A 12,998-nucleotide genomic window follows, 5' to 3' on the forward strand; every position below is an offset into this window, starting at 1 on the left:
TTTATCTAATAGTAAGTTAAAAACAATTTTAATGTTATTTAAGCACACTTTATATGTAATTATTTAACAATAATTATTCAGTTTGAGAGTATATTTGTCCTACTGATATTCCTCCATCATTTACTGGAATTATTCTTGAATAGTATACTTTTTTATTTTTATATTGTAAATTATTTATTACTTTTTCTAATAATGTTTTATTTTGAAAAACTCCACCTGATAAAATTATATCTAAGTCATCATATTCATCTGAAATATCTATTATTATTTTTGCCATTGTATTTAAAAATTTTGAACAAATTGTTTTTTTGTCATATTCATCTTCTACAATTGCTTTTATCATTGGTCTTATATCTATAATATCATTATAGATTTCATAATCAAATGTTTGTGTTATTTTTTCATTATAGTATTGTTCAATTAAAAGACCAGTTTCACCTTCATATGTTTGAATATGAAGAATATTACATAAAGAGGCAATTGCATCAAAAATTCTTCCAACAGAGCTTGTTTGTGGTGCATTTAAACCTTTTTGCCACATTGTATTTAACATTCTTATTTCTTCTAAAGAAAAAGCATTTAATACTCCTAGATGCTTTTTTTCTAACTCTTCTAAACTATATGTATCAAAAAGCAGTGATAAAGCTATGCGTTTAGGTTCTTTAACTGCTTTTTCTCCTCCTAATAATCTAAAATATTTAAAATGTTTTACTCTTCTATACTCTTTTTTAGAAGCTACAAAAAATTCTCCACCCCAAATATTTCCATCATCGCCATATCCGGTTCCATCAAATGCTATACCTAATATATTGTTTTCTAATTTATACTCTGCCATAGTACTTAAAATATGAGCATAATGATGTTGTATCTTTACTACTTTTGTATTTACTAATTTATCAGCCCATTTTGTACTTTCATATAAAGGATGTTTATCACAAACAATTACATCTGGCTCAAAATCATAAAATCTTTTAAAAGTTTTTACTGTTCTCATAAAATACTCAATTGAATCAATTGAGTTTAAATCTCCAATATGAGGTGAGACTATAATATTATCTTCAAAAGCTATACTAATAGTTGATTTTTGATTAGCACCTAAAGCTAATATTTTATTAGTTTGTTTATTTTTTAATTTTATTACACTAGGTGCATAACCTCTTGCATTTCTAAATTTAAAAATATCATCATTTACAACCTGAACAACACTATCATCAATTGCATTTATAATCTCTCTATTAAAATCTAAAACAAAATCAGCAACATTACCAAGTTTAAAAATAAGCTCATCTTTATGTCTAATAATTGGTTCATCTTTTAAATTTGCACTAGTTGCTATTATTGGATTATTCAATTTTTTAAAAAGAAGAATATGCAATGGAGTATAAGGTAAAAAGCAACCTAACCTATGTGTATTTGGTGCTACTAAAGAGCTAAGTTTATTATGTTCATTTTTCTTTACTAATGTAATTGGCTTCTCTTTTGAAGTGATTATTTCTTCTTCTTTTTTTGTTATTGTTGCAACTTCTTTAACTTGGTTTATATCTTTAAACATAACTGCATATGGCTTTGTAGGTCTATTTTTTCTTTTTCTTAAAATATTTACAGTATCATCAATTGTTGCATCACAAACTAAATGAAATCCACCAATTCCTTTAATTGCTACAATTTCACCATTATTAATTAAAGAAGCGAGTTTATCTATTGCTGCAATTCCTTCACAAAGTTTTTTATTAAAATTATTATATAACTCAATTTTAGGTCCACACTTCTCACAACAAACAGGTTGGGCATGGTATCTTCTATTTCTTGGATCAATATACTCTTCATGACAATCATCACAAAGTTCAAATTCTGACATAGAAGTATTTATTCTGTCATAAGGAACAGTTTTTATAATTGAATATCTAGGACCACAATTTGTGCAATTAGTTAGAGCATAATTATAACGAAAATTATTTTCATCATTTATATCATTAATACAATCATCACAAATTGCTATATCAGGGGAGATTATCGTAGTTTTATTTAAGTGATTCTCACTTTTTATAATCTTAAAATCATTAAAAGATTCAATTTGTTTATCTAAAATATCAATTGAATCTATTTTTGATAAAACTGGTGGGTTATTTCTTAATTGATGTAAAAATTCACTTATTGTAAACTCTTCACCTTCTAAGGCAATATTTACACCTTCATCATCATTATTAACCCAACCATTTAAATTATACTTATCACAAAGATTAAAAACAAAAGGTCTAAACCCTACTCCTTGGACTATTCCTTTTACTTTTATTAATTTACCAATTACCATTAAAACTTCTTATTTTTGTATTACGAAGTCCTTATTATAGTATATTTTGAAATTTTTTGTAATACTTTTATGAACTAATTTTAAAATTAAATCATTTGAAAAAATATCTCCAGTTAAACTAACACCATCTAAAGATACTTCTGTATGTACATCATCAACTAATTTGGCAATATAGTCTGCAAAACTTTCAATATATCCTAAACATATAGTATTATCATCAAGCCCAGCAAGTTTAAAACTCATTCCTGATTGAAATAATTTATGTAATAAAAACTCTTTATTAAAAATTTTTTCTGAATCTTTTAATTTATAATCAATTCGTGGTCCTTTTTCCAAAACAGAATCTATTGCTTTATTAAAAACAATATTTTCATCTTCAATTTTAGAACTAAAACCTAATACTACTGCAACAATTTTCCATAAAGAATAAATATTATTATCTTTTAACATAGAAATATCACAATTAATTGCATTTTCATAGATTTGTGGAAATTTTTCTTTATAATTATTTAAAAGTCTATTTGATGTTTCATCTTTTTTCAATATTTCAAATATTTCATTTATTGATTTTGGCAATTTATAACTAACAATATCTAAAAAGCCTTCTATATCTTTTGAGTATAAACAGATATTATCATCATATTTAGTTGATGAATAAAAGTTTAATATACTACTTTTATAAAAATCATATTCTTGTAAAAGTACCATAAAGTGAGCTTTTGCTTTTTCATCAAATTTAGAATAAATAACATCAAGAGATTTATCATATGATTTTGAAGATAAAATAATCGTTTTATCTTCAACAATTTTAATTTTCATAATATCAATATCTTTTATTTTTCCATCGTATGTTAATTCATAATCAAAACTATCATTTTGATTATAAATTAAAAAATCAATATCATATTTTTCTAACTCTTTTGCTAAAAGATATAAAATCAAATCATTTACATATCTAACATTTACATACTCTTGATTTAATGTATTTGTAAGTCTAAATACTTCGTTTACTCTTAAATCAATTGAAGGTTTTTCTATACTTGCTAATGCAACTATCTCTTTTTTATTAGCTACTACTACTTTTGAAATATTTGCTAAATTTATAGATAATAATTTTACACTATTTTCAGTTTTATCTAATTTTCTAAAAATAAATTCACCTGAGGTTGTTTTTATTTTTATACTATTATTTTCATTAATTAACTTTGCTATTGTTTCAAAAAGTTCTTTATTAGAAGTATAATTTTGTTCTTGATTATTTTTTAAAAATTTTAATCTTTTTACATCACAAGTTGTACCACAAATAGAGCAAGAGACAAATGGATTATAAAAATCTTTACTATTACTATTTTCTATTTGTTTTAAACATGAAGAACAAAAAGCAAAATCTAACTTCTCATTAGTTTTTATAACTTCGTATTCTTGTGGAATTTCTGGGACAACTTCTACTGTACTATTTTTAAAAAATATTGACATTGGAAGTGTTTGACCTAATTCATCTGAAAATGAACCTAATTCTTCTTCACTTCCTTTTACATATAAAATGATATCTTTTTGTTTTGTAATTTTATATTCCAATTGCGATTTTTCTACAATATTTTGTAAAAAAAATAAAAATGTGTTATTATTTGAACTATACTCAAAACTAAATTTTAGGATCATTTTTTATCTCTCTTTTATATGAAACCTGTGCTATTTGTGTAATTGTAATATCTTTATTTACTATTTCAACTTCAACACCTAATTCTTTTAGATAATTCACTATTGTATGTTCCATTGTAGGAATTGCATTTATTATCTCTTCACTTAATTCAAAAGTAGTATCATCATCTATTCTTTTTGGAATAATTCCTAATACTTGAGTTTGAGGTAAGTCTCCATTTAATTGAATCATATTTAAAGTTTGCAACATTTCAATTTCATGTGCACTTCCTTGCCAATCTATACTATTTGGCATATTTTCAAAATCAAAGAAATAAACATCACCTGGCTTTGAATTATTTGCATCAATGCAATCAACAACAATAACTTTATCAAACTTAACGATAAGTGGAATTAGCCGTTGGGCTAATGTTCCACCATCTACTATGCTCACACTATTTTTATCACTTTTAAATTCATATTTTTCATCTAAATAATGTATAAAATGTGCGCCCATACCCTCATCTTGAAAAAGGATATTTCCTATGCCTAGTATTAATATATTCATCTATTTTTTATCTTTCTCTTTTATCCATCTATAACCACTAAATATAGAATCCATTGCACCAGCTTTTCCATAAACTGAATTGAAGATTGCTAAGTAAATATGAATTGGTAAGAAAATAATAAATATCCACATTGCAATGTGATGTAATTCTCTAACCCAAGCTAATCCACCAAGCATAGCCTCAACTGGACTTAAAATTCCATATAAAGCTCCACCTAATCCATTATGATATACATGTATATAAAGGATTAATCCTGTTAATGAAATCAATAAAATTGATGCATAAACTCCAATATACGCCATGAATTGTAAAGGGTTATAAACCCCTTTACCATGTGGGTGTTTACCTACTAGTAAATAATATTTAATTTGTTTAATCCATACTGTTGGACTAATAAAATCCCAAAATGATTTTCTTTCTACACCACTTTGTCTATCAAAAAAGAATAAGTAAAATTTACCAATTGTAATTGAAATTAATAAAAAACCAAATATAACATGCCATGATCTCATAAGTGCATTTAAAAAATTTACAGGCTCTCCACCATTTTGTGAAGGCGCTATAAAAGGATATGCAATATAAAAACCACTAGCTGTTAAAATAATAATTGCAATTACTCTAATCCAGTGCGTAACTCTAAGCCAAAATGAAAATTCATAATGTTTTTTAATCATAATGCGCTCCTAGCAACTTGCCCCATAAATTGGGTCTACTTTATGAACACCTAAATCATTACCTTTAGTGTCCATTACATGTACTGCACAAGCAATACAAGGGTCGAAACTGTGAATAACTCTAATGATTTCTAATGGTTGAGTAATATCTTCAACTTTCATTCCTATTAGATTTGATTCATAAGGGCCAATAAGACCATTTGCATCTTTTGGACCTGCATTCCATGTTGAAGGAACAACAGCTTGATAATTTTCAATAACACCATTTTTAATTCTAACCCAGTGAGATAACATACCTCTTGGTACATCACCAATAAATCTACCTTTATACTCTTTATCTTTATCAATTTTATAAGAAGTATAAGTTTCTTTATCCACTTTTAGATTTTCAATTAAAGTATTAAATGTTTCTAATCCATTGTCAACAATTAATTTAGTTTGTAACATTCTAGCTGCTGTTCTACCTAAAGTTGTAAATAGTGCACCAACAGGTAATCCAGCTTCTTTTAAGAATTGATTAACAACTTTTTGAACTTTTTCATTTCCATTTGCATATGAAACTAACATACAAGCTAATGGTCCAACTTCCATTGGTTTACCATCATATCTTGGTGATTTAATCCATGAATATTTTTTGTTTTCATCAATTGATTTAGAGTGAATCATTTTCCCATCTGGTCCAACAGTTTCTCTATCTACAAAACCAGTATAATTTGGATTTGTTTTTCCATCATATGGATGTAATGGTTGATTATCTTTATACCAAGAGTGAGTTGCTTCTTCAGTAATTAAATCTTCATTAATTGGATATACTTTAGAAATATCACCATTCATAATAATACCACTATCAAATAAAAATTCTGTTCTATTTAATCTAATTGTATTATGAGCAATAAAGTTCATAACACCTCTTTGATCAGTAACTGAAGGATCATTTTTATAAGCTTGTGCAGCCATTAAAATATCTGCATAATATGCATTATTTACAAAATCTTGACCTTTTTTAAATAATGTTAAAAATTCACCCATTCTTGATGGATCTAATAAATCCATGATACAAGTAACACCACCAACAGTTAAACTTTGTGGATGTGGTTGTTTACCACCAAAAATAGCTGTCATTTTAGCCATATCTCTTTGAATTTCAAGTGCTTTTAAATAGTGAGATAATGCAATTAAATTTTGTTCTGGAGTTAATTTAAATGATTTATTTCCCCAATAAGCATTTGCAAAAGGGCCAAGTTGTCCTTTTTCAACAAAAATTTTTACTTTATCTTGAACTTTTTTAAGTTCTCCTTCACCTGCTGCAACTGGATATTTAGTATATTTAAATGCCTCTTTTGCAGCTAATGCTGGATTTGCTTTTAAAGCAGAAACAACATCTACCCAATCTAATCCATGTAAATGATAGAAGTGAACTGGGTGATCATGCATAAATAATGCTTGATTCATAAGTGATCTTGTTAATTTTGCATTTAAAGGTGGTTCAATTTTTAAAGCATCTTCAACAGCTTCAATACCAGCTCTATAGTGAGAATAAGTACAAACACCACAAATTCTTTGCATTAAAAACCCTGCATCTCTTGGATCTCTATTTTTAACAATAGTTTCTAATCCTCTCCATAAAGTAGAAGTAGAAAATGCATTTTGAATTACATTATTTTCATCAACTTCAACCTCAATTCTAAGATGTCCTTCAATTCTTGTAATTGGGTCTACAATAACTCTTTTTGTTGCCATTTTCTACTCCTCTTCACCATCTTTTGGGTTTTTAAATTTTGAAATTGCTGCATGTGCTGCAATCCCTACACCTGTTGCTGCTAATAGTCCAATACCTATTTTATCAGCAGTTGCATCAGCACCTAATCCACCAAATACAGTGTTATATAGTCTATCTGCTACAGGTTCTTCAAATGGTCCCATTGTATCCCAAAAATCAGGTTCACTACATCCAATACATCCATGTCCTGCTTGAATAGGCCAAGAAGTATGAGAATTAAATCTATTTTTACCACAGTTATTAAAAGTATAAGGTCCTTTACAACCTACTTTATATAAACAGAAACCTTGTTTTGCACCATCATCACCAAATTCTTCTACAAATTCACCTGCATCAAAGTGCCCTCTTCTTTCACATAAATCATGAATTCTTAATCCATATGCCCATTTTGGTCTATTATATGCATCTAAAGAAGGTAATGTTCCATAAAGTAAATAGTGTAGTAAAGTTCCCACAATATTTTTTTCACTTGGAGGACAACCAGGTACATTAATAACAGTTTTATTTGTTACTTTTGATAGTGCAACTGCACCAGTTGGGTTTGGCATTGCAGCTTGTACACCACCAAATGCAGAACATGTACCAATTGCAAAAATAGCAGCTGCATGTTCACTTGCAAGTTTTGCATTTTCTTCACCAGTTTTACCATGTCCACCGATTGTTAAGTAGAATGAATTTTCACCTGCAGGTATACCGCCTTCTACCATTAAAATATATTTACCTTTGTATTTTTCAATAGCATGTTCTAAATTATGTTCTGCTTGCCAACCAGCTGCAGCCATTAATGTTTCATGATATTCCAATGAAATATAATCAAAAATCAAAGAATCAATTGTTGGAGCATCTGTTCTTAATAAAGATTCAGAACATCCTGTACACTCTGCCATATGTAACCAAACAATTGGTAATCTATCACTAAGTTCTGCAGCTTTTGCCACTAGTGGAGTGAAATTTGCAGGTAAAGCTAACATTGCAGTCATAGCACCAGCCCATTTCATAAAATCTCTTCTAGAAAAACCTTTTTCTTCTAAAATTGATGGGATTGTTTTTTTATCATCAAGTTTTGGAAGTTTTTCTAAACTTGATAGTCTTTTTGATAACTTATTAAATAAATCAGTTTTCAAAATTCTTCCTTTTAATAAAAGAAAAAATAAATGAATCATCACTTTCTTCTAAAGCACTTCTTCCCTCATGCTCAAAAACCATAAAAGTTAAATGAATAATCATTCACTTATTATTTTCAAAAAAAGCCAAAGCTAAGTTTGGCACCACGTATTCACTAACCCTAATAATTCATAGAGTTATCATACATCAGCAAAACTTAATGGTAATTTAAACTTTACTATTTAAGCTAAAACTAAGTATAATTCTAATTTTTATACACTTGCTTACTATTTCTAGTAATCTAGTGTATATTTTTTAGACAATAAAGGTTTGAAGTTTACTGAAAGCTCTTTATAGGCTTTCTCAAGGAGTATTGAGTTAGAAAACATATTCCCACAAAAAATTATATTTTTCACTTTTAAGTCACTATTAATCTCTTCTGCAGCAACTTTTATGAACTCACTAAGACTTTCATAGAAAGAATATGCTAATAAAGAATTTTCAACATTTGCTATTTTGTAACTAAAAATTGAGTGTGCAATCTTTCTATAATCTAAATAATTCTTTCCATTAAGCTTTTGAATCTTCATATCTACTTGTATTCCACTTTTTATATTTGTAGATAATGCATAAGATTCAAACTCTTTATAATCTTTCATTCCAAGCATTACTGCAATAAAATTTAGAATTGAAACAAAACCATTTGTATTTAAAGGAAGTTCTGTTTTAAAGTTTTCAGGAAATTTTTTTCTATAATTCTCAACTAATCTTGCAGTATTTTCATCCATTGAAGCAATCTCTTTCATACAAGAACTAATATTATTTTCAATATTTGGAATAAAAATAATATCTTTTATTCCTTTTGTCGGTACATTTAAACTTATTTTACTTTCATTGCTATTATATGAAAAATAAATCCCTAAACAATTTTCTGTTCTTTTATTTAATTTTTTAACATGTGTTTTAAATACTCCACCATTTTCATCAAATAACTCTTTTGATGAGTTATATATTTTTTTATCCTGAATATCATATGTAGGGAATATTGCCTTATCCCCACTTATTACATAATTTTCATCTTTAAAATAACTAACTTCAATGTCTTTTTGTTTTACATCAATATCACTATAAATTAAAAAATCAATCTGTTTATTTTTTAAAGCTAGTGCAAACTTATATGTTTTATCATCATCAGGTAATTTACAATTTACAAAAGAAATAGCTGAATATTGTTGTTCTTTATTTTGTAAAAAATTAAATTTTAATTTAACTAATGGTCTTTCAATACTACAAAGATTTTGCATATCTTTTGTTGATACTTCAAATAAAGAAGTTAATTTATTTGTATTTGAAACAAAAACATTAACTTTTGTTCTTTGTTCCAATTTTTCTCTATTAATTTTATTTGGTAATGAAAATTTTTTTAAACCATTTGATGTATTTAATTCAATAATTTCACCACTTTCTAATCTATTTATTAAATTAGCATACTCATTTAAATCTGTATTTAGCAAATCTAATATTTTATTATTTGATAAAGAAACATTTTGTTTTATACCATCAAAATCAATAGGTTCATAATCTTCTTTAATATTTTCTATAAACTCTGCACCTTTTAAAAATATTGATAAAGGTAAATTTTTTTCTAAGTTTTGGAAAAATTGAGTAATTTTTTCTTCTTCATCATTTATATTTAATATAAAAAATTTATTATATTTTTTTATTTCAATATTTATATTATCTTGTTCTATTTGCTCTTTTATAATATTTATATAATATTCATTTGTTGAAGCAAAATTAATTTTATAATACATTTGCATGTCTAATATCCTCTTCATTTGGTATTCTATTTAAATGCTCACCGTTATAACTTCCTATTAACCCATGTGCAATATCTTTTATTGATTTGTTATCTTTTTTAGAAATTTTTATACCAACTGATTCTACTTCTTTTAATGCTGTATTTATATAATCTTCAAATTTATCTTCTATTTTTTTTGTTAATCCTATTTCAACAGATACAATATCTTCTGGGATTATTCCCAAAATAGTAACTTGGGCATGTTTATCCAAAACTGAACAAATTTCTAACATCTCAACTATTTCAACTTCATGTGCTGTTTTTCTATAGTTTCCTAAACCCAATAATACATGTGATGGTAATCTAAAAATACTTCCTGTTTCATCTTCTATTGAAACAGTATCTAAAATAATTACATTATCATACTCTTGGAAATAACTCATTAGTTTAAAGCCTAAAGTACCTCCATCAATTATCTCTAAGCTATCATCAAAATCATAATTTTCTTCTAAATATTTAGCAGCATAAATACCTACTCCTTCATCTTTAAAAAGTAAATTTCCAACCCCTATAATAATATTTTTCATCTATTCTCACTTTCTAATTTAAGTTTTACAAAACCTTTTAGTAAAAGTTTTATAAAACTTAAAGGCATGGCCTTTAAGTCTTGTAATTTTTATTTATTTTTCTTTTTATCTTTAGCAAATTTATATCCACTAAATACAATAGCAATATCACCTTCTTGCCAAAAGATTGTTCTCCAAATTTGGTAATAAATATGTGACATCACCCACATAATTAATAAATACATTGTTGTATGATGAGCAATTCTTACTCCCATGTTACCTCCAAATACACTTAATGTCCAATCTGTACTAAAGTGTAATATCCAAGGCCACCAATCCCCAATTGAACTATGTCCTGATGCTAATCCATGAACATAAAGTTGTAATCCAGTTAATAACATAAACACTAATAAAATATGAAATAGTGTAAAGAACATTATGTTATAACTATCACTATGAGAAGAATCAAATTTTTTTCTTCTATTAAATGTAATTAAATTAAAAAATACTTCACAAAACTCTACAAAATTTTTCTTTGTTGGAAGTATCTTTTTATAAGGTTTTTCAAAATTTGAAAACAAATAAAGATATCCAATTAAAATTGCAGTTACATCAAAAATAATTGCAACAATAAAATGTGCCCATCTATTCCAAGCCATTACATATTTATTAACAGCTGGATCTGCAATTAATGTTTGATAATAAGGGTACCCTATATATAAACCGGTTGCAACTGCTACAACCATACAAATCGCATTCAGCCAATGAATCGTTCGCATGATTGGAGTCATTCTCTCAACCCTTTTAAAATTAGGCACGGCATCCTCCTGTTGGATCTATTTTATAAACACCTAACTCTTTACCTTTTGCGTCAATTATATGCACTGCACATGCAATACAAGGATCAAAACTGTGTACTGTTCTTAAAATTTCTAATGGTTGATCAGCATTTGCTACTTTTGTTCCTATTAGTGAAGATTCATATGCTCCTAATCTTCCTTTATAATCTCTTGGTGCTGCATTCCATGTTGAAGGAACAACTGCTTGATAATTTACAACTTTTCCATCTTTGATTTTTACCCAGTGACCTAAACTTCCCCTTGGAGCTTCTGCCATTCCATAACCTTGAGTATCAACAGATACTTTATCAAAATCAAATTCTGTCCAAGTTGATAAATCACCATGAGCAACATTTGAAGCTAATTCATCACACCATTCCATCATAATATCTGCCATTAATTCACTCTCAATTGCACGTGCTGCTGTTCTACCAACTGTAGAGAATAAAACTTTTGTTGGCAAATTGCCATTTTTTAAAAAAGTAGTTACATATTTTGTAATTCTTTCATCACCTTTTGCAACACCAACAATCATTCTAGCTAATGGCCCTACTTCCATTCTTTCGTCATTGTATAAAGGAGATTTAATCCATGAATATTTATTTTTTGTATCTAAATATGCAATATTATTCTCTTTTTTTCCAAAACCTGTATAGTTTGGTTTAGTCTCACCATCGAATGGGTGAAGATTTGTAGTTCCTTCATACCATGCATGAGTAACATCTTCAGTAATTTTAGCTTGGTCTAGTTCATATACTTTTGATAAATCTTTATTTTTTACAATACCTGAAGGGAATAACTTTTTAGATTCATAAAATGGTAAATCATCTAAATTATAATCGCCATAACACATATAGTTACCAACTCCTGCACCAATTCCTTCTAATGCTTCATCAGCGTACATTGTTCCAGCCATATATACATCTGGCAAATATGCTTCTTTACAAAATTTTCTACCAAGTTTTAGAATTTGTTTAAATTTTGCTATTCTTGAAGGATTTTTAATATCTTGAACACAAGTTACTCCTCCAACAACTAATGATTGAGGATGTGGATTTTTACCACCAAAGATTGCCATCATTTTACCAATTTCTCTTTGGATTTCTAAAGCATCAAGATAGTGAGAAAGTCCAATTAAATTCTGCTCAGGAGTTAATTTAAAACCTTTTGATCCCCAATATGCATTACCAAATATCCCAAGTCTTCCTTGTTTTACATATTTAGTAACTCTATCTTGAACTTGTTTATATGTAGATTCACTTGCATTATAAGCATAATGTCCAGAAAGATTTGCCCATTTTGTAGCTTCTGCAACTGCTTTTTTAGGGTCTGCTTTCAATGCTTGCGTAATATCAACCCAATCAAGTGCATGTAGATGATAAAAATGTACAATATGATCATGAACATAAAGTGCACCTTGCATTAAGTTTCTTACTAATCTAGCATTTTTAGGAATAGTTACACCAAATGCATGTTCAACTGCTTCAATACTTCTTTGGTAGTGAGTACCTGTACAAACACCACAAATTCTCATTGCTAATAATCCACAATCTCTTGGATCTCTTCCTTTTAATATCTCTTCAATTCCTCTAAACATAGTAGAAGAAGCATAAGCATCAGTAACAACATTATTTTCATCAATTATTGCTTCAATTCTAAGATGTCCTTCGATTCTTGTTATTGGATCAATTACTAAATGTTTTTTTGCCATAT

At 27.5% G+C, this 12,998-nt stretch carries 10 protein-coding genes; all 10 read right to left on the reverse strand.

Annotation, left to right across the window (positions count from 1 at the left end):
- Positions 1-73 precede the first annotated feature (73 nt).
- Positions 74-2,311: a carbamoyltransferase HypF gene (hypF, locus tag CRU93_RS00735; protein WP_129102268.1), complete on the reverse strand. Its 2,238-nt coding sequence runs from the start codon at positions 2,309-2,311 to the stop codon at positions 74-76.
- A 9-nt stretch (positions 2,312-2,320) separates the two neighbouring features.
- Complete coding sequence (locus CRU93_RS00740; RefSeq protein WP_129102269.1) at positions 2,321-3,973, reverse strand: hypothetical protein; 1,653 nt, start codon at positions 3,971-3,973, stop codon at positions 2,321-2,323.
- Positions 3,957-4,520 (reverse strand): HyaD/HybD family hydrogenase maturation endopeptidase, encoded by a 564-nt coding sequence (locus tag CRU93_RS00745; RefSeq protein WP_129102270.1) that lies wholly within the window; start codon positions 4,518-4,520, stop codon positions 3,957-3,959. Before CRU93_RS00745 ends, CRU93_RS00740 begins: the two co-directional genes overlap by 17 nt.
- The gene (cybH, locus tag CRU93_RS00750) at positions 4,521-5,195 is read right to left on the reverse strand and encodes a Ni/Fe-hydrogenase, b-type cytochrome subunit (protein WP_129102271.1); all 675 of its coding nucleotides are present in this window, start codon (positions 5,193-5,195) and stop codon (positions 4,521-4,523) included. It abuts the gene before it with no gap.
- Between the two features lie 9 nt (positions 5,196-5,204).
- Positions 5,205-6,935, reverse strand: a complete 1,731-nt coding sequence (locus tag CRU93_RS00755) for a nickel-dependent hydrogenase large subunit (protein ID WP_129102272.1) — start codon at positions 6,933-6,935, stop codon at positions 5,205-5,207.
- Between the two features lie 3 nt (positions 6,936-6,938).
- Positions 6,939-8,099, reverse strand: a complete 1,161-nt coding sequence (locus CRU93_RS00760; protein ID WP_375153638.1) for a hydrogenase small subunit — start codon at positions 8,097-8,099, stop codon at positions 6,939-6,941.
- Between the two features lie 273 nt (positions 8,100-8,372).
- Complete coding sequence (locus tag CRU93_RS00765) at positions 8,373-9,899, reverse strand: hypothetical protein (protein ID WP_129102274.1); 1,527 nt, start codon at positions 9,897-9,899, stop codon at positions 8,373-8,375.
- On the reverse strand, positions 9,883-10,467 hold the full coding sequence (locus CRU93_RS00770; RefSeq protein WP_129102275.1) for a HyaD/HybD family hydrogenase maturation endopeptidase: 585 nt from the start codon (positions 10,465-10,467) through the stop codon (positions 9,883-9,885). Before CRU93_RS00770 ends, CRU93_RS00765 begins: the two co-directional genes overlap by 17 nt.
- Before the next feature lie 89 nt (positions 10,468-10,556).
- Complete coding sequence (locus CRU93_RS00775; RefSeq protein WP_129102374.1) at positions 10,557-11,237, reverse strand: cytochrome b/b6 domain-containing protein; 681 nt, start codon at positions 11,235-11,237, stop codon at positions 10,557-10,559.
- Positions 11,238-11,256: 19 nt separating this feature from the next.
- Positions 11,257-12,996 (reverse strand): nickel-dependent hydrogenase large subunit, encoded by a 1,740-nt coding sequence (locus CRU93_RS00780; RefSeq protein ID WP_129102276.1) that lies wholly within the window; start codon positions 12,994-12,996, stop codon positions 11,257-11,259.
- Positions 12,997-12,998 lie beyond the last annotated feature (2 nt).

Source organism: Arcobacter sp. CECT 8985, from assembly GCF_004116495.1.
Taxonomy (GTDB): Bacteria; Campylobacterota; Campylobacteria; order Campylobacterales; family Arcobacteraceae; genus Malaciobacter.